The sequence below is a fragment of the Sporosarcina sp. So3-204 genome (assembly GCF_058068165.1).
In genome coordinates this window covers 2,605,915-2,625,104 of record NZ_CM176485.1, presented here as the reverse complement: position 1 = coordinate 2,625,104, position 19,190 = coordinate 2,605,915, and the positions used below count along the sequence as shown (strand labels likewise).

Genomic DNA, 19,190 nt, shown 5'->3' with positions numbered 1-19,190 from the left:
ACACTCTTCTTAGTAGAACTTTAGCTTGAAAAAATATCTGATGAAATTATGCGGAAATGTAATTGATTAAAGGATTAAAAACAACATATGACGAAAGGTTAATAATAGAGAAAATAGTAAACTCGATTTTCTAAAACAAAGCATTATTTTAAAAGGTAATATAGGGTCTGTCAATTACTATAAAACTTAAAGGGGGTTGAAATAATGAAAGGGATTTATGAGTTACTTATGCCAAGCACGGTCCTCTATGGGAATGGTTCTGTAAAAGAAATAGGGAAACAAGCAATGAAATTAGGGAAGAATGCTTTAATTATAAGTGATTCTATTATGAATAAATTAGGATATGTTGATATGTGTCAGCAGCAACTAAATGATTGTGGACTATCATCCGCATCTTATCTGAATGTTGATTCTGAACCAACAAATATTCATGTGAAAGAAGCGCTAGCTATTTTTTTAGAAGAACAATGTGATTCTATTATTGCGATTGGTGGCGGAAGTTGTATTGATACTGCGAAAGCGGTTTCTGTTCTTATGACGAATGGTGGTACGATGTCTGATTATTTTGGAACAGATAGGAAAATAACGGAAAAGCCTATACCCGTCATTGCGATACCAACGACTGCAGGAACTGGTTCTGAAGTAACAAAAATTACTGTCATTACTGATACGGAAACAAATGTGAAAATGATGTTAGCTGATCCTAGCCTTTTACCAGCCGTTGCAATTGTTGACCCGGAACTAACTGTTTCCTGTCCGAAAAGTGTGACTGCTGCTACAGGTATTGATGCATTGTGTCATGCAGTAGAAGCTTATATATCTAGAAAAGCGCATCCTGTAACCGATGCATTGGCATTAACAGCGATTGATCATATTATGGGAAGCATTCGAACAGCTTATGAAGATGGTGGAAATATTGATGCACGTGCAGAAATGGCGGTAGGTTCGATGTTGGCTGGTGCTGCTTTCTCTAATGCATCCGTAACGCTCGTCCATGGTATGTCACGCCCGGTTGGAGCATTGTTTCATACACCACATGGCATTTCTAATGCAATGCTACTTCCAGCAGTGTTGGAATTTACTATGGAAGCTTCCATTGATAGACTTGCGCAGATTGGTGGACGATTGATTAAAAATGCAAACACTTTTTCAGATAGAGAGTTAGCGATAGGGCTAATTAATGAAATAAAGCAACTCTGTTTTGATTTAAACATACCTAATATGAAAGGGTATGGTATTGAAGAGAAATCATTTGAAAAGTCATTGCCAAAAATGGCAGCTGATGCAATTGAAAGTGGCAGTCCTTATAATACACCTAGAATACCAACGATAGATGAGATAATAGAATTGTATAGAAAGTGCTATGACTATGATTTTAGTGCGAAAATGCAATTAGCTTAATTGATAAACTGAGGAGGTTTTTATATTGATAGTAAAAACAAGTGTAGAAAAAGTGAAAAACTTTATTAACGGAAACTGGGTTGAAGCAGAAACTAAACAATATGAAGAGGTACCTAATCCGGCGACTGGTGAAATTATTGCAACTGTGCCAATATCTTCAAAAAAAGATGTAGAAAAAGCAGTAGCAGTTGCTAAAGAAACTTTTAAAACGTGGAGCAAAACAGCAGTACCTAGGCGGGCGCGTATCTTATTTCGATATCAACAACTTTTGGTTGATAACTGGGGAGAGCTAGCGAAAATTATTACAATTGAAAATGGTAAAAGTTACACTGAGGCATATGGAGAAGTTCAACGAGGAATCGAATGTGTAGAATTCGCTGCAGGTGCCCCAACACTTATGATGGGTGAGCAATTACCAGATATCGCCACAGGAGTAGAGTCGGGTATGTATCGCTATCCTCTAGGAGTTGTTGGAGGTATCACGCCGTTCAACTTTCCAATGATGGTTCCTTGTTGGATGTTCCCGCTCGCAATTGCTCTTGGAAATACATTTGTTTTAAAACCATCTGAACGCACACCACTGCTAGCTAATCGATTGGCAGAGTTATTTAAAGAAGCGGGTCTACCGGACGGAGTATTGAATATTGTGCATGGTGCCCATGATGTAGTAAATGGATTAATCGAGAATAAAGGAGTTAATGCTATTTCATTTGTCGGCTCACAACCGGTTGCCGAATATGTCTATCAAACTTCAGCGGCAAATAATAAGCGTGTACAAGCATTAGCAGGTGCAAAAAATCATTCAATCGTTATGCCGGATGCAGATCTTGATAATGCAGTCACCAATATTATTGGCGCGGCATTCGGTTCAGCTGGTGAACGCTGTATGGCATGTGCCGTTGTAGTTGCAGTGGGTGATGTTGCTGATGAATTAGTTGAAAGACTTGTACAAGCTTCAAATGAGATAATAATTGGTAATGGGCTAGATGATGATGTATTTTTAGGCCCTGTTATTCGTGATTCTCATAAAGAGAAAACAGAAGGTTATATCCGTATTGGAGAAGAAGAGGGTGCTACTCTTATACGTGATGGTCGTAATGATGAAGTTAAAGAAAACGGCTATTATGTAGGACCTACTATATTCGATCACGTCAATATCGATATGAAAATATGGAAAGAAGAAATCTTTGCCCCTGTGTTATCAATCGTGCGGGTAAACAGTTTAGATGAAGCGATTGCAATATCTAACGAATCAGAATTTGCAAACGGTGCATGTCTTTATACAGACAGTGCTAAAGCGGTTAGACAGTTTAGAGAGGAAATGGATGCTGGTATGCTAGGTGTAAATTTAGGTGTACCCGCACCAATGGCTTTCTTCCCGTTTTCAGGACATAAAAATTCATTTTACGGTGATTTGCATGCGAATGGAAAAGACGGCGTTAATTTCTATACGAGAAGAAAAATGCTTACAGCAAGGTATTAAAATTGAACGCCAATTTACATTGCGAAGTAACTCATAAATGATGTTAAAATAAATAATGCCAAGTCACGGAACAACTTGTAGTTGTTTCCCTACTTGGCATTTTACTATTTCGATTAAGATTTGAACATATTAAACCATCCTTTATGCTTAAACCAAATCATCATAGTAAATCCAGAGCCCATCATAGCGAGGAGCACGAATAAATAACCGTATTTCCAATGAAGTTCAGGCATATAATCGAAATTCATGCCGTAAACGCCGGCGATAAACGTTAGTGGAATGAAGATAGAAGAAATAATGGTTAAGGTCATCATGATGCTATTCATTCGATTGGAGTTAATCGATAATTGGCTGTCTCTAATATCAGCAGTCAGTTCACGATTTTCTTCTATAATTTCACCAAGTCTTAATAAGTTGTCATGGATGTCTTTAAAATAGAGATGTTCACTAGCAGAAAGACTAAGTTGTTCTGAACCAAGCATTCTATACAATAAGTCCCTCATAGGGAAAATGGTTCGGCGTAGACGTAATAGGTCACTACGCACTTCGAAAACAAAATCCATCGATAAGTGAACAGTCTTTGGCGATAATTTATCTTCAATTTCATTTAATTGGTCGTCAATTTTATAAGCAATTGGAAAATAGTTATCCACGACTTTATCTATGATTTGATAAGCAGTAAAAATGGCGCCATTATCCCATTTTTGTGGGTTCTGTATAACTTTTTCACGAGATAGTGATAATGCCTCAATATCATCGTAATGGAAAGTGACAACAAAGTTTTTACCAAGAAATAAATTAAGTTCTTCAGGGCATAACGTTGCATGTCGTATCGAGTGCAGTACAAAAAATACATAATCCTCATAGTAATCAAGTTTTGGACGTTGTAATCCTACAAGACAATCTTCAATTGCGAGTGGATGGAATTTGAAAAATGTATGTAATAGTAATTCTTCATCTTTCGTTGGTTGGTCAAAATCAACCCAATACCATTTAAGTGCTTTTTTTTCGATTTCGTCCAAGGGGAAATCAAAGATTAGTTCATTATTAGTAGTAAACCCCATCGTACGAATCATCTTTCAACCTTCTTTCGTATTGGAAATCGTCCTTGCTTATTTACTGAAATCCTACAGGGATAAATTAATAATGTCTATAAAATTGATTTATTAAATAATTGTAAATGAATAAACAATTGTTGCAAAGATTAAATTAGTCATCTTTTGTTGGGATACTAATATTGTGGTAGAGTAGTTTTGATTAGTACTTTTAAGGAGATGAGAAAAATAGATACAAAACTTGGAAAACCAAAAGGGTTTGGAGAGATTCTGGATCTTACATTCAGCTTAACTAAAAATAATTTTAAAACGTTTTTTAAAATACTTCTAATTTTTATGGGGCCGCTTTTTATACTCCAAGCTTTAATTATGCTCGTTTCAGGTGTCAGTTTTTTTAGAGAAATAGGAACTGGTGGTGTATGGTTTGAAAACATTATTATGAGTTTTGATACGGAAGAGTCACTAAATTTAGGCGCCGATTTGGGAAGTGTCTTTATTGGGTTTATTGGCTTATTCTTTTACCCAATTGGAATGGCCGCTATCTTTATAGCAATTAACAAGATTAAGAATAATGAAGAATATACAACGGGTTCAGTTATTAAGGAAGCATTTTCAAAGTATTGGCCTATTATTGGTAGTAGTTTATTATTTGGTATAATTGTATTTGGTTTAATTTTTTTACCAGTTTTTATCATTATAATCCTAAGCGTAATTGGCGCGGTTGCTTTTCCACTTGTTGGTATTATTGTTGCCATCCTTTTGTTTTTGGGATTCGCTGTAGGCATTTGTTATTTATTAACTCGTTTAAGTTTTTATTTTGGATCAGTAGTACTTGGAGAAGGTGCCCCGGGTTTATCTAGAAGTTGGCGACTCACTAGAAAACGTACATGGATATCAATAGGGCTATATATTGTATTCTTTGTCATTTTTACAGTAATTAGTACATCAATTGAAATTACATTTGGGTTGTTTTTAGGGAATAGTGTATTACTTACATTAATAGTATCCTTAGCTACTATCCTGACGACTTTAATATATTCAGTAGGGTACGCTGTCATGTTCTTGGATTTAAAAGCGAGACATGATGCCGATGATTTAAAAGATATGATTGCTGACTATAATGTAAGTCAATAAAATGATTCGAAGGTGATAATCATTGACAAATGTTAATAAAACTAAAGATGAGCTAGAAAGAATTTTAAATGGTCCTGAGTATTTGATTTACCAGGATGAAAAAGTGAATATCCTGACTATCTGGTGGGATAAAATTAAAACCTGGTTAGCGGATTTATTAGTAAACTTATTTCCTTCATTAGAAAAAACGACGTTATTGGCTGGACCTATATTAACTATAATTATTATCGTTTTGTTAATTCTAGTTGGAGCAACTGTATTTTTCATTATACTTAATAAACGAAGGAAAAGTAAATTCAGTGAAAAGACACCATTGCATTCTCAGAAGGAGATTGATTGGTCTTCAACGCGACATATAAGTGAAGCAAATCAGTATGAAATAGAAGGGAAATATTCACTAGCTACACGGCATCTGTTTTTAGCTTTGTTAATTTATTATAACGAGAAAGAATGGCTGGAAGCTAGGGTTTGGAAAACAAACTGGGAATATTATGAAGAACTAAAGAAAGTCAATCAAGTATCGGCAAATGGATTTTTTGATTTAGCCAACTTTTTTGAAGAAGCAACTTATGGAGAAAAAGAAGTTCAACAAAAAGGATATAATCAATTTCGGGTAATAATAATGAAAATAGTAGGCATTTTAGATGAATGAGCAAAAAGAAATCGGTGGAGGTGAATAGGCGTATTGAATAAGAGACTTAGGGGTAAAAAAACCTTGATTTGGGTTGTATTACTTTTACTATTAATTTTAGGGGCACAGTATTTATTAGCGCAGGCTCAACCTAAAGAATATCCAATATATGCGTCTAATTCACCTTCACCAACAGGTGTGAAAGCATTTTATACGTACTTAAGCAATAATTATGTGTCTGTAGAAAGATGGACAGAATCACCAAGCAATTTAACGGATCAATCAAAAGTGCAAACGCTTATAATGGTTGAGCCTTATTTTGTTCCGAATAGTATTGATATAAAAAACTATGAAAAGTTTATGGAATCAGGCAATACCATTCTATTATTTAAAAGTAATCCAAAAGGTATGTTTGGTTTAGGAACTGAAATTGTGGAGGCAAAAGAATTACCAGTAGTTGACCAAAATGACTCAAAGCACCAGGTTGAGCATCCAATATCCGTTAGACTCCAAATGCTAGATAAAGATGAAGTTTTGTTGTCTGATGAAATGGGTCCGATTGCACTTAAACGTTCATTTGGAAAAGGACAATTATTTGTAGCGAATGCACCTCAATGGATTACGAATAAAGAAATTTTAACAAAAGATCATCTAGATTTAATTCTAGATTTATTTAATGAAGTTGAAGGAGAAGCGTTCTTATTTGATGAATACATACACAGTAAAAAAAATGCGGCAACTATTTTAACTGTTTATCCTCAATGGTTTCTGTTGTTTATTTTACAAGCTATTCTTATAGCTTCACTTTGGTTATGGTCCCGCGGAAAACGTTTTGGTACAGTCTTCATTCCTAGAGAAGAGTCCGTCCGCTTTAGTGATGAAGCGATTAACGCATTAGCAGCATGGTATATGAGAGGTAAACGTTATAATGATGCTTTGGTTATACAAGCTGATTATGTAAGAACTTTAATACAGGAGCGATGGGCAGTTCCGGCTAATCAAGAATGGCCTGACCTTTTCGTTTATTTTGAACGAAAAGGTCTTAAAATGCCTAAAGCGAAACTTGTTTCATGGCTAACAGAATTAAATGCTATTTTAAATAAAGAACAACTTAGTAAACAAGAATTTTTGTTGTGGTCGAAGCGATTAGAGGAAATCAGGAAAGAGGTGGAAGGTAAATGAGAACAGAAGTCTTATCTTTATTGGAAAGTTATGAACAGAGAATTCTTGGTCAAAGCAACACGTTGAGGTTATTATTAGCAGCGATTTTAGCTGGTGGCCATGTACTTCTTGAGGGTGTTCCAGGTACAGGGAAAACGCAAATGGTCAGAACACTCGCTACTTTACTGGGCGGTGATTTCCGTAGAATTCAATTTACGCCTGATTTACTACCAAGTGACATCACAGGAAGCATGATTTACAACATGCAGGAAGGTTCTTTCGAAACACTTAAAGGGCCAGTATTCACAAATATTCTTTTAGCCGATGAAATTAACCGCACGCCCGCAAAAACACAAGCGGCGCTTTTAGAAGCAATGGAAGAACAACAAGTAACAATACAAGGCACAACATATGAACTGCCAGATGTGTTTTTTGTTGCTGCTACACAAAACCCGATTGAATTTGAGGGTACTTATCCATTACCAGAAGCGCAACAAGACCGGTTTTTGTTTAAACTTATTATTGAATTTCCTTCATTTGATGAAGAGAAAAACGTTCTGAAACAAGTTATTGAAAAAGGTTTTGACACAAAAATTACTTCGCCTGTTCTTGATATGAATGCTTTTATGGCAATTAGAAAACAGATTGAAAAAGTTACTTTAGGCGAAGGTGTACTAGATTATATTATGAAGATTGTTAGGAAGACTAGAGAAACAGAATCAATTCGTTTCGGGGCAAGTACAAGAGCGGGGATTTCAATTGGAAAAGCGGCACAATCATGGGCTTATTTAGCAGGCCGTGATTATGTAACGCCTGATGATGTTAAAATCGTTACTAAACCATCATTGAGGCATCGTATTCAATTATCACCGTATGTAGAATTGGAGGGAGCGGCCGTTGACCAGATCATTGAAGAACTTGTGGGGTCGATTCCTGTTCCAAGGTAAGGGGATTTTACCGACAAAACGATTACTAATAATTATGCTTCTTTTATCGTTTGTATTGATATTAATTGGCAGTATATCTAATCTTGCTTGGGGATTTGTAATAGCGGTTAATATTTTATTTATACTAGCAAGCTTAATGGATTTACTAAATTCGCCGAAGAAAAATGACCTTTCTTATGAAAGGACAATTGCAAATGAGTTAGAGCGTAATCTTAATTATAAGGTAGATATTAAGATGAAGAATCGTTCTCAGCTTCCTTATAAATTTACTTTAGTAGACGGACTACCCCAGTCATTCAAGCAACCATTTCTACTGCAGGGGTATTCAATGGAAGAAACGACGATAGTATCTTATGAGACGAATGCTCCTGTTAGGGGTGATTATGAGATTAAACGACTTTTTATCCGTTATACAAGTCGCTTTGGATTATGGGAAAAGCAGCAGACTATTGAATTACAAGATTCAGTAAAAGTTATACCTGATTTATCTGAAGCGAAACAGTTTTTGGAAAACGCGCAAAAGTATTTATTGCATGAAGGTGCCAAGATTAGAAAGCAACAACGTGGTGTTGGAGATTTCGCACAAATTCGAAACTACGTTGTGGGTGATGATCCTCGTATGATTAACTGGAGGCAGACTGCAAAACTTCAAACTGTTATGACGAATCAATATGAACCAGAACGGGGCAAGTATGTAACCATTTTAATTGATTGTGGCAGAATGATGGGCGCTGAGTTAACAAATGGGAATAGACTTGAAAAAGTTCTGGAAGCCGCACTAACTGTTACCGTAGCAGCTTTACAAAAAGGTGACTATGTATCGGTGCTAGCTTTTTCTAAAGAAGTGAAAGTTTTTGTACCACCGGCTAAAGGTATGGCCCATTTACAGACTATTCTTCAAGCTGTTTATCATTTACAAGTTGACGCTGCTGAATCAAATTATGCTGCCGTTCTTACGTATATGGAAACAATGCAAAAGAAGCGCAGTTTACTTTTATTATTTAGTGATATACGAACATTCCTTCATGAGGAAAGTGCTTTAAGCTATTTATTACGCTTAAGACAAAGGCATCAGTTTTTAATGATTGGGATAGAAGATGTAGCGATATTAAAGAGGATTACTGAAGAACCGTCAGATGTAAAAACTGCTTTGGTAAAGAGTATTGCGCAACAGCAAGTTTTAATAAAGAAAAGGGGAAAAGTCAAATGGGAAAAGCAGGGCCTCCAAATGATAGAGGTGCGTGAGGAAAAACTCGCAACAGCCGCAGTTTCCCATTATATTGATATTATGAATCGGAATTTAATTTAAGTTGTTTTTTTATTAACAAGTTTTTACCAATGAGTATATATAACAGTAAACCAAATACGGTTATTATTGCAACGCTGTATTTTTCTTCTAATGGTATGGCAGATGGCGTAATGAAACCTTCAATTAGTCCTGCAATAACAAATAACGGAATTGTCCCGAGTAATAACTGTACAGATCGTTTGGCTTGAACTTTAAGTTGATAGCCTCTTGAGAAATGCCCAGGGACAAACAGCTTATAGCCCATTAAAAGTCCTGCGCCGCCCGCGATGAAAATAGCTGTAAGCTCGATAATACCATGGGGAACGATATATGCCCAAAAATCATACGACTTTCCCTGTTGCCAAAAGAGTGCGGCAAGAGCGCCAACCAAAACTCCGTTGTAAACTAGTACATAAACTGTTAACAAACCAAATGTGACGCCGCCTGCAAATGCCAGGATAGCCACTTTAATATTATTTGTCATAATACTTGCCGACATTACTGAAGAATAAACTTGGCCATCTGAACTGCCGAGCCGTTCAGGGGCAACACTTTGCGCAATTTCAGTAGGTAAAATTGAATAAACAGATTGTGAATCATTTATTACTGCAAAGAAACTGCCTAAAGCGCCTAGCGTAAATAATGCAGTTGCAACAAGTATGAACCGCCATTGTTCAATAAACAAGTTAACAAATGTTGTGCTTAAAAAATGACTAATTTGCTTTATGCTGGATACTTGGTCTTTGTATAATAAATTATGTGATTTTGAAACAAGTCCGTTTAAATAAGGTGTAACATCTTCATGGGGAAAGTATGTTTGTACATAAGATAGATGTTGAGCTGCCTTTTGATATAGTAGATAAAACTGATCAATTGCAGGGCCATTTATATTGGATTTTTTTTTATGTAAAATTGTAATAAGCTCTTCAAGTTGCTGCCACTCATTACGATGTTGCTTCACAAAGTGATTTATCTTCATTGAGTTATCTACCTCACTTTATTAATATTTAAAACTATCTATCATTAAAGATTTGCGATTTAACCAATGTATTCATACTATTATAGCTGATGTGTAAGTACAACTTTTTGAAAACCAATCTGAAAATGAGGGATTATCATGGAACAAGAGAGAATAGGGATTAAAACACCGGAATACGTTTCACTTCAATTTCAGCTTGCGGGTCTAGGAAGTAGAGCCGCGGCTTTTATGGTTGATCAATTTATTATTACGGCCGCGAATATACTGGTTTTGGTAACTCTAATCATTGTATTAACTGGGGGGCCAGATGCATTGGCGTTAATAGGTGCTGACTCGATTTTACTCGGTCTTGCTATTGTATTAATTTTCATCGTAAATTTTGGCTATTTTATCGTACTTGAATATTTTTGGGGTGGTCAAACAATTGGAAAAAGAATCGTAGGGATTCGTGCAATGCAAGAAAATGGTCATAGTTTGACGTTGCTTTCCAGTTTTATTCGTAATTTACTAAGGATTGTTGACTCTTTGCCGGGCGGTTATTTTGTGGGGATTATTATGATTTTCTTTCATTCTAAACATCAACGAGTAGGGGATCTGGTTGCGGGTACAATTGTCATTCATGAGCGAAAAGCGAAAAATAATAAGCGTAAAACACCTCTAGAAAAAGAAATAACGAAGCGGGGGATTAAGAAGGAAGACCTTGCAGTTGACGAATGGGCATTAAAATCAATTGGACAGAAAGAATGGCAGCTTATTAGAACTTATAGTGAGCGTTTCGTTCAGTTATCACAATACGAGCGGTCTGAATTTACGCAAAGAATGGCTCATATATTATTTCCGACACTAAATATTGAATTTGCAGGGAAGACTGAATATGATTTAGAGAATACGCTATTAATCATCTATTTATATGTTCGAGATGAATGGGAATATGAATTATAACAACTTAAATAACTTAAATAAATGGAATTACCTTAGGGTTAGTAAGAGAAGTTACTTATTAACCGTTAGATAATTCTGTTATAATATGTATACCAAATTGTGGATAAAAGAAGAGGTGGTCAAATGGATAACAATCGCGTTTTTACTGATGCAGAGTTTGATCAAATATTTGATAAAGAAACTGCGGAAATAAATGAACAACTTGATCGAGAAGTTCTAATTGCGATGATAGGCGATATCAATGCCGGTAAGTCATCTACTATTAATCAATTAATGGAAGCGAATGTAGCAGAGGTAGGCGCTAAACCTGGGGAAACGACTGAGATTAAAAAGTATGTATATAAAGACAAAATAATATTCGTTGATACACCAGGTTTGGATGATATTAAAAGTGAACATTCTAAAGAAACTTTAGGTTTTTATAAAGAAGCGGATGTAGTTTTGTTTTTCTTAAATGCCGCGGGAACTGTACTTTCTGAAACAGAATTAGCATCACTAAATAAGATTAGTGAAATTAACGAAGATATTATACTTGTATTGAATAAAATTGACGCTGCAGAAGATATAGCAAGTCTTGTTAAATATGTTCAAGATCATACCTATTATCGTTTTCCTGTTACACCAATTTCATCTAGAACAGGAGAAAATATGAGTATATTGCAAAATGAAATACTTAAACTTTTACAAACAAAAAAAAAGGATATCTTAATGGCCACTAATATGAAAAATAAATCTGCTACGGCCAATAAGTGGATATTAGCTGCAGGAGCTTCTGCTGCTGGAATAGGTGCATTACCTATTCCTGGGACAGATTTTATTCCATTAACAACATTGCAAGTAGGGCTTATGTTAAGGTTATCTACTTTATATGGAAAGCCGATTTCTAAGGATAATGCAAAAGAGCTAATTATTGCTACAGTTATTGGGAATATAGGTAAAACAATTTTCCGACAAATTGTGAAATTAGTTCCAGGTGCGGGTATGGTAGCCGGGGCAAGTGTTGCAGCAGGAATGACGATTGCACTTGGACATGCTATTAAATATGCGCATGAACACGATATTGCTATTACAGAAAAATCGCTAATGCCGATATATAAAAGGTTTTTAAACAATAATAAAGGATAATTACTTATAAGTTTTCTTAATTCTGTCATAAGTTTGCAACAAGACATTGAATTCTGATGCGAATTAAACTTGAAAGAAACAAATTGTGATAAAATAGTTAAGTAGCGTTATACAAAACTATTTATGGAGTGTTTACTTATATGACAAACAACACAGGAAAACCTTTTACAAAACGAAATTATAGACCTTTAATTATTACGTTATCAGTAATTTTGATTGGTGCAATTGCAGTGCTATCCGGAATGTCTGGTGTAGAAGACTTTGATGCCTTTGACATTACAATTTTACCAATGATGAACGCAATTTTTAATAGTTTTACATTTGTGTTTTTAGTCTGTGCGCTAGTCGCAATACTAAAGGGTAATGTTAAGGTTCATAGCCGTTTTATTTATGGAGCATTCATTACGACATTTCTATTTCTTATCACTTACGTTTCCTATCATTATCTAGCAACTTCAACACCTTATGGTGGTACAGGATTTATGGCTGGTTTTTATTACTTCATATTAATCACCCATATTATACTTGCCGCGGTAATTGTTCCTTTAGCGCTAACCAGTGTGGCACGTGCTTGGAATATGGAAAATGAACGCCATAAGAAAATTGCGCGTTGGACAATGCCGCTTTGGTTATATGTCAGTTTCACAGGTGTGCTAGTGTACATCTTAATTAGACCCTATTATTAAAAAAATGCCATATGCATATACGATTTTATATCGTACAAGCATATGGCATTAGTTTTTTATTTAATAATGTCGTTATATATTAAACCATCATTATTATTTAAGTCGATGATTTTCAGTCGTTTATCATGTTTAACAAATATACTTTTAAAATTTTTCTTATTGTTACTGTCACCATATAAAATGACACGGTTACCTTCATTATCAGTCTCAATAACAGCAGACTGTGTAGTTAAATCAATTTTTTCTTTTAAAATATCGTACTCTGGTAAATCCACAAGTTCTTCATTTTCGTTTGTCTCTACTTGAACTTCATCTTTATCTATCTCTACTACACCATCTTTACCATTTTCAGGTAAAGTGCTTTCTTCAATTGCGCCTGTTTCATCTTTTTCTATTACTGTGTTGTCTACTTTATCATCAGCACAGCCAGCTAATAACATAATACCCAGACAAGCAAATAAAAACTTCTTCATAACAAAGGAACTCCTTTTAATATTGTTTTTTGTTACTGAAAATAAAATAGAATAGTGTACAGTTTCAACCTATAAACCAAAATATCTAATTGTACAAAGGTTAAAATCATCATACTTTATAAATAAGTCGGTTCGTAGAGGCTTTATATTAAATCAAATTTAGTAGGATGTCAAAAACTAAGTTTTAATCTTTGCTTGAGGATTAAGCTAATTGATCTATTTTCTTGGATATTTAATAAATGGATCTATAGTAAAAGTTGTAGAAAAGCGAAACCAGAGTTCATAATCAATATGGTACTATTAACCTTTTTCATCATAAATCTCTTTGGGGTTTTAAAAAATAATCATTTATATTTTACAGTTTTAGATAAAGCTATAACTAAATTGAATACCGTAAAAAAAGGTCTTTTATAGCCCAAAGCCATTCTTGGGTATCTTTATTTCACACTATAATGGATTTAAATTAGATAGGAAATTAGAAATAAAAGTAATTTCAGTATATATTAAAATAGCATTATTACTTGTGGACTTCGGGTATTTAATATTTAGAACTTGATTTATTTTTTGAAGCTCTTTTGGTTTATGAGGGAGTGGAATATAGTTTAGATTGAAAGTGTACTGAATTGTTTGACAGGTGTCCAGGCTGGTGATAATCTTAATTTAGAAGTTTCCTGTTATGATACAAGGATTTCTATTTCCAATGAAAGTCATCAGATGACCTTATCCTAGGGGAGAGTTGTAGTTAGCTTTGACCTGAAAGAATCAGCTCAAAAAAAATATTCATACAACTATTCTTTCAAAATAGTCTATTATCTATTAGAGTTGAAGCAAGACTAACTATGCAAGGGGAGAGTTGTATGAAAAATAGACGTATTCAAACTAAAAAGATATATGAAGAAGTAGCAGATTCGTTAATTATGATGATAAAAACAAAAGAATTAAAACCTGGTGACCAATTGGAATCTGTCGAACAACTTGCTGAAATTTTTGCTGTCAGTCGTTCGGCTGTTAGGGAAGCATTAAGTGGAATGCGTGCTATGGGCTTAGTTGAGATGCGTCAAGGTGAGGGTACATTTGTTACGAAATTTGACTCGTCCAATTTTTCTTTACCTGTAACTGCAGGTTTATTAATGAAAATAGATGATGTAAAAGCATTGTATGAGGTCCGTAAATTTCTTGAAGTAGGTGCTGCAAGTTCAGCTGCTATTCATCATGAAGAAAGAGATTTGATTCCACTTAAAGAAGCAATAGATGAAATGGTAAGTGCTAAAAAAGACGGTGAGATTGTGGAAGATGCAGATATGCGGTTTCATTTAGCCATAGCAAAAGCTACGCATAATCAGATTCTCATTAGTTTGATGCGTTCTGTTTCTAAGATAACGATAAATGTTTTACGTGATGCACGTGAAATATTAATTGAATCAGATAAATCAAAAAGGTCATTAGTCGATGAACATCTACTAATATATGAAGCCATTAAAAATAGACAACCTGAAGAGGCACAAAAATATATGTTGGAACATCTTAGTAACGTTGAAAAGTCTTTGGAAGATTATTTAGATTTTAGAAACTAGTGGGGGTGAAAGAAGATGAAAGTCTCTTTATTTATAACGTGTATGTGTGATATTTTTTCTTCAAATGTTGGTAAGGATACAGTTGAATTATTAGAACATCTTGGTTGTGAAGTTGAATTTCCAGAAGCTCAGACCTGCTGTGGACAACCAGCTTATAACAGTGGTTATATAACAAAAACAAAAGAAACAATGAAACATATGATGAAAGTGTTCAAACACTCTGAGTATGTTGTTGGGCCTTCGGGTTCTTGTGTTGCAATGATACGTGAATACGAAGAAATATTTCACGGTGATCTTGAATGGGAAGAAGAAGCAAAAAAATTGGCTGCAAAGACTTTTGAGCTAACGCAATTCATTGTGGATGTATTAGGCGTTGTAGATGTTGGGTCTTCATTTAAAGGTAAGGTAACCTATCACCCATCATGTCATATGACCAGATTACTAGGTGTTAAAGAAGCGCCAGTACAACTTTTAAATCATGCGCCAGGTGTCGAATTAATCGAACTTCCGATTAGTGAAGATTGCTGTGGATTCGGTGGAACTTTTGCGATTAAAAATGCTGCCATCTCTGGACAAATGGTTCAAGAGAAAGCAGACCATGTTGTTGAAACAGAAGCAGAGTATTTAGTTGGTGGAGACATGGCTTGTTTGATGAATATCGGCGGGCGTTTATCAAGAGAAGGTAGAAATGTGAAAGTTGTTCATCTTGCAGAAATATTGAACCAACGCTAAAAAAGGAGGAAACTAGATGAGTATTCAGATAAAAACTGGAACTTTTGATGAGCGCGTTCAAAAGGGCATTGAAAACGATTTCATGCGAGATTCAGTAGCCTCTGCACAAGGACGTTTTAGAAGTGGGCGCAAAAATGCTGCTGAAGAATTGGGCAATTGGGAAGACTTTCGTTCATTAGGAGAAGAAATACGTACCCATACTTTGCAAAATATAGATTACTATTTACAACAATTAAGTGATCAGGTTTCCAAACGTGGTGGGCATGTATTTTTTGCCGAAACTGCAGAGGACGCCAATGAATATATTCAAGAAGTTGTGAAGCGAAAAAACGGTAAGAAAATAGTGAAATCGAAATCAATGGTTAGTGAAGAAATAGGATTAAATAAAGCGCTTGAAGCAGTTGGTGCCGAGGTAGTCGAAACAGATTTAGGGGAATGGATATTACAACTAGATGGTGATGTTCCTTCTCATATCGTTACGCCTGCATTACATTTAAATAGAGAACAAATCAGACAAACTTTTGCGGATAAAAAAGGGTATGACAAAACGAATACGCCAGAAGAACTGGCATTATTTGCCCGCGAGCAATTAAGAAAAGACTTCTTATCAGCTGATATCGGTATTAACGGATGTAATTTTGCCGTTGCGGAGTCAGGTGCAATTACTTTTGTTACTAATGAAGGAAACGCGCGACTTTGTACTTCTTTACCAGATACTCAAATTACGATAATGGGAATGGAAAGAATTGTTCCTACATGGGAAGAACTTGATGTTTTGGTTAGTTTATTGACACGTGCTGCAGTTGGAGCGAAATTAACGAGCTATATTACTTCTATAACAGGCACGCGATTAGAAGATGAAGTAGATGGTCCTGAAGAATATCATTTAGTTATCGTAGATAATGGGCGTTCTAAAATTTTAGGTACTGAATTCCAATCAGCACTACATTGTATTCGTTGTGCGGCTTGTATAAATGTTTGTCCTGTATATAGACATATTGGGGGCCATGCTTACGGTTCTATATATCCTGGTCCGATTGGCGCTGTTCTAACACCTTTACTCGATGGTTACGAAAAACATAAAGAACTTCCGTATGCATCAACCTTATGTGCTGCCTGCACAGATGTATGCCCTGTGAAGATACCACTTCATAAGCAACTAATACGTCATCGTCAAATCATGGTTGAAAGAGAAAATATGTCACCTCCAAGTGAGAATTTAGCAATGGGTGGCTTCGTTAAGTGGTCATCGAACCCCGCAGCTTATAAATTTAGTACAAAGTTAGCACGCATAGCTTTAAAACCATGGTCTAAAGATGAAAAGATTACTTCTGGACCGGGGCCTTTAAAAAGTTGGACTGTAAAACGGGACTTTCCTGCACCAAGTAAACAAACATTTCGTGCTTGGTTTAAAGAAAACCGAAAAGGGGGTCTCTCGTAATGACAATTAAAAATCGTGATAAGTTCCTTGATAATTTAGCGGAACAACTAGGTAGACCTCGCATCACGGAAGGCGTAGAGCGACCGAAATGGAGTTTGAGTCCGCAGTGGGATGTGTATAAAGGTTATTCAATTGACGACTTAGTCGATGTTTTAGAAACACAGTGTGAAAAGTTGTTAATTGGTTTTAATAGAACATCTAGTGCTGATTTAAAACAGACACTTAAAGAAGTTATAGACTTTCACGAAGGTAAATCAGTCTTAGCGGCAAATGATTCTAGAAATGAAGATTTTGATTTATTATCAACATATGAAAATTATAAAAATGCTGGTCTTGAAGTCAATCTCTGGGATCCAGCTAAAAAGAAAGAAAATCAGGTTCTAGCAGAAAGAGCGGATATCGGAATTACATTTAGTGATATAACGCTTGCAGAATCTGGAACTGTCACTTTATTTAATGATAAAAACAATGGCCGTTCCATTAGTTTATTACCAAAAGTGCATATTGCTATAATACCAAAGAGTACTATTGTGCCTAGAATGACACAAGCAACAAAACAAATCCATGATGCACATATGGCTGGGCATGAAGTTTCATCTGCTGTTAGTTTTATTTCAGGACCTAGTAAAAGCGCGGATATAGAAATGATAAATATAGTAGGCGTACATGGTCCTATTCATGTAAATTATATTGTTGTAGAAGATAAATAGAATGGTAAAAGGTGAGTGTCTATGATTACAGAGATTATCAAAACTGAATTGGAAAATATTGTTGGCGCGAATAATGTGGATAATAATATTGCATCACTTCATGCGTATTCATATGATGCAACACCGGGTTTCCAGGCAATGCCAAACTGTATTGTGTCGCCTAGAAATGCAAAAGAAGTTGCGGAAGTTGTAAAGCTTTGTAATAAATACCTAATCCCAATTGTTCCACGCGGTTCAGGCACTAATCTTAGCGCAGGGACAACACCATTAAAAGGTGGGATTGTCTTACTATTTAGATATATGGACCAAATTATTGAAATTGATGAAGAAAATTTGACGATGACTGTTCAACCAGGCGTGATAACTGGTCATATTATAGCGGCAGCGGAGGAGAAGGGGTTGTTTTATCCACCAGATCCAGGCTCAATGCATATATCTCAAATCGGTGGAAATATTAGTGAAAATTCTGGTGGACTACGTGGTCTGAAGTATGGCGTAACACGAGATTATGTTATGGGTTTAGAAATCGTTTTGCCAAACGGAGAGATTATTAGAACGGGTGGTAAGCTTGCAAAGGATGTAGCTGGTTATGATTTAACGAGGTTGATAGTCGGCGCTGAAGGTACATTGGGAGTTGTAACTGAAGCTATTTTAAAACTCATACCTAAACCAGAAACAAAGAAAACGATGTTGGCAATGTTTGATGATTTAGAAACTTCTGCAGAAGCAGTATCGGCAATTATTGCAAACCGTATAATTCCAGCTACTTTGGAATTTTTAGACCAGCAAACCGTTCAAGTAGTTGAAGATTTTGCTAAAATAGGCCTTCCTACAGATGTAGGCGCAGTTTTATTAATAGAACAAGACGGACCACCTGAAGTAGTTGAGCGCGATATGATTAAAATTGCAGCAATTTGTAGAGAGAAAAATGCTGTTGACGTTAAGATTGCTCAATCAGTAGCTGAGGCAGAAGCGCTAACAAGCGCAAGGAGAACTGCTTTGTCTGCGCTTTCTAGAGTAATGCCAACTACAATACTAGAAGATGCTACTGTACCACGTTCGGAAATCGCAAAAATGGTACGTGCAATTGAAGAAATTGCCGAAAAATATCAACTTAGAATATGTACTTTTGGTCATGCTGGGGATGGAAATTTACATCCTACTTGCTTAACAGATGCTCGGAATAAAGATGAAATGATCCTCGTTGAGCAAGCATTTGAAGAAATATTTCATAAGGCAATTGAACTTGGTGGAACAATTACAGGAGAGCACGGTGTGGGTGCTATGAAACTACCTTATTTACATTTAAAAGTAGGAAAAGCTGGTGTTGAAGCAATGCAAAGTATTAAGCATGCACTAGATCCCAATAATATTATGAATCCAGGTAAAATATTTGCGAAATCTGAACGCAATCGTGTGGTGATTTAA

18 protein-coding genes are annotated in these 19,190 nt (G+C 35.5%); 15 read left to right on the top strand and 3 right to left on the bottom strand.

Going from position 1 to position 19,190, the window contains the following annotated elements; translation table 11 throughout:
• Window positions 1–204: 204 nt before the first annotated feature.
• A complete protein-coding gene (locus tag AC3RV6_RS12915; RefSeq protein ID WP_489746448.1) occupies window positions 205–1,401 on the top strand; it encodes an iron-containing alcohol dehydrogenase in 1,197 nt (398 codons plus the stop codon).
• Between the two features lie 25 nt (window positions 1,402–1,426).
• A complete protein-coding gene (locus AC3RV6_RS12910) occupies window positions 1,427–2,884 on the top strand; it encodes a CoA-acylating methylmalonate-semialdehyde dehydrogenase (RefSeq protein ID WP_489746447.1) in 1,458 nt (485 codons plus the stop codon).
• 113 nt (window positions 2,885–2,997) lie between these two features.
• Here AC3RV6_RS12910 and corA read toward each other — a convergent pair whose 3' ends face one another.
• Window positions 2,998–3,960 (bottom strand): magnesium/cobalt transporter CorA, encoded by a 963-nt coding sequence (gene corA / locus AC3RV6_RS12905; RefSeq protein ID WP_489746446.1) that lies wholly within the window; start codon window positions 3,958–3,960, stop codon window positions 2,998–3,000.
• 198 nt (window positions 3,961–4,158) lie between these two features.
• Between corA and AC3RV6_RS12900 the strand changes: the two genes are divergently transcribed.
• The 5 genes from AC3RV6_RS12900 (at window position 4,159) to AC3RV6_RS12880 (ending at window position 9,121) form a co-directional block, all read left to right on the top strand.
• On the top strand, window positions 4,159–5,073 hold the full coding sequence (locus tag AC3RV6_RS12900) for a hypothetical protein (protein WP_489746445.1): 915 nt from the start codon (window positions 4,159–4,161) through the stop codon (window positions 5,071–5,073).
• Between the two features lie 22 nt (window positions 5,074–5,095).
• Window positions 5,096–5,725 carry a DUF4129 domain-containing protein gene (locus AC3RV6_RS12895; protein ID WP_489746444.1) on the top strand — a complete coding sequence of 210 codons (630 nt, stop codon included), beginning with the start codon at window positions 5,096–5,098 and terminating at the stop codon, window positions 5,723–5,725.
• A 63-nt stretch (window positions 5,726–5,788) separates the two neighbouring features.
• On the top strand, window positions 5,789–6,886 hold the full coding sequence (locus AC3RV6_RS12890) for a DUF4350 domain-containing protein (protein ID WP_489746443.1): 1,098 nt from the start codon (window positions 5,789–5,791) through the stop codon (window positions 6,884–6,886).
• Entirely contained in the window at window positions 6,883–7,812 is a 930-nt protein-coding gene (locus tag AC3RV6_RS12885) for an AAA family ATPase (RefSeq protein ID WP_489746442.1), read from the top strand. Before AC3RV6_RS12890 ends, AC3RV6_RS12885 begins: the two co-directional genes overlap by 4 nt.
• Entirely contained in the window at window positions 7,763–9,121 is a 1,359-nt protein-coding gene (locus AC3RV6_RS12880) for a DUF58 domain-containing protein (protein WP_489746441.1), read from the top strand. Before AC3RV6_RS12885 ends, AC3RV6_RS12880 begins: the two co-directional genes overlap by 50 nt.
• Here the strand turns inward: AC3RV6_RS12880 and AC3RV6_RS12875 are convergent.
• Window positions 9,099–10,079 carry a stage II sporulation protein M gene (locus AC3RV6_RS12875; protein WP_489746440.1) on the bottom strand — a complete coding sequence of 327 codons (981 nt, stop codon included), beginning with the start codon at window positions 10,077–10,079 and terminating at the stop codon, window positions 9,099–9,101. The two genes, AC3RV6_RS12880 and AC3RV6_RS12875, sit on opposite strands and share 23 nt — an antisense overlap.
• A gap of 138 nt (window positions 10,080–10,217) precedes the next feature.
• Here AC3RV6_RS12875 and AC3RV6_RS12870 point away from each other — a divergent pair, with 138 nt between their 5' ends.
• From AC3RV6_RS12870 to AC3RV6_RS12860, 3 genes are all read left to right on the top strand, one after another.
• Window positions 10,218–11,021, top strand: a complete 804-nt coding sequence (locus AC3RV6_RS12870; protein ID WP_489746439.1) for an RDD family protein — start codon at window positions 10,218–10,220, stop codon at window positions 11,019–11,021.
• A gap of 123 nt (window positions 11,022–11,144) precedes the next feature.
• The gene (locus AC3RV6_RS12865; RefSeq protein ID WP_489746438.1) at window positions 11,145–12,146 is read left to right on the top strand and encodes a YcjF family protein; all 1,002 of its coding nucleotides are present in this window, start codon (window positions 11,145–11,147) and stop codon (window positions 12,144–12,146) included.
• 140 nt (window positions 12,147–12,286) lie between these two features.
• Window positions 12,287–12,832 (top strand): DUF420 domain-containing protein, encoded by a 546-nt coding sequence (locus tag AC3RV6_RS12860; protein ID WP_489746437.1) that lies wholly within the window; start codon window positions 12,287–12,289, stop codon window positions 12,830–12,832.
• A 56-nt stretch (window positions 12,833–12,888) separates the two neighbouring features.
• Here the strand turns inward: AC3RV6_RS12860 and AC3RV6_RS12855 are convergent, their stop codons facing one another.
• Window positions 12,889–13,305: a hypothetical protein gene (locus AC3RV6_RS12855; protein ID WP_489746436.1), complete on the bottom strand. Its 417-nt coding sequence runs from the start codon at window positions 13,303–13,305 to the stop codon at window positions 12,889–12,891.
• 857 nt (window positions 13,306–14,162) lie between these two features.
• Here AC3RV6_RS12855 and AC3RV6_RS12850 point away from each other — a divergent pair.
• From AC3RV6_RS12850 to glcD, 5 genes are read left to right on the top strand one after another with little or no spacing between them, the layout of a single operon-like run.
• Window positions 14,163–14,879: a FadR/GntR family transcriptional regulator gene (locus tag AC3RV6_RS12850; protein ID WP_489746435.1), complete on the top strand. Its 717-nt coding sequence runs from the start codon at window positions 14,163–14,165 to the stop codon at window positions 14,877–14,879.
• Window positions 14,880–14,894: 15 nt separating this feature from the next.
• A complete protein-coding gene (locus AC3RV6_RS12845) occupies window positions 14,895–15,611 on the top strand; it encodes a (Fe-S)-binding protein (protein WP_489746434.1) in 717 nt (238 codons plus the stop codon).
• 16 nt (window positions 15,612–15,627) lie between these two features.
• Window positions 15,628–17,052, top strand: coding sequence for a LutB/LldF family L-lactate oxidation iron-sulfur protein (locus AC3RV6_RS12840; RefSeq protein WP_489746433.1), 1,425 nt, complete (start codon window positions 15,628–15,630; stop codon window positions 17,050–17,052).
• Window positions 17,052–17,762, top strand: a complete 711-nt coding sequence (locus AC3RV6_RS12835) for a LutC/YkgG family protein (RefSeq protein WP_489746432.1) — start codon at window positions 17,052–17,054, stop codon at window positions 17,760–17,762. The genes AC3RV6_RS12840 and AC3RV6_RS12835 overlap by 1 nt, the downstream gene beginning before the upstream one ends.
• 21 nt (window positions 17,763–17,783) lie before the next feature.
• Entirely contained in the window at window positions 17,784–19,190 is a 1,407-nt protein-coding gene (glcD, locus tag AC3RV6_RS12830; RefSeq protein WP_489746431.1) for a glycolate oxidase subunit GlcD, read from the top strand.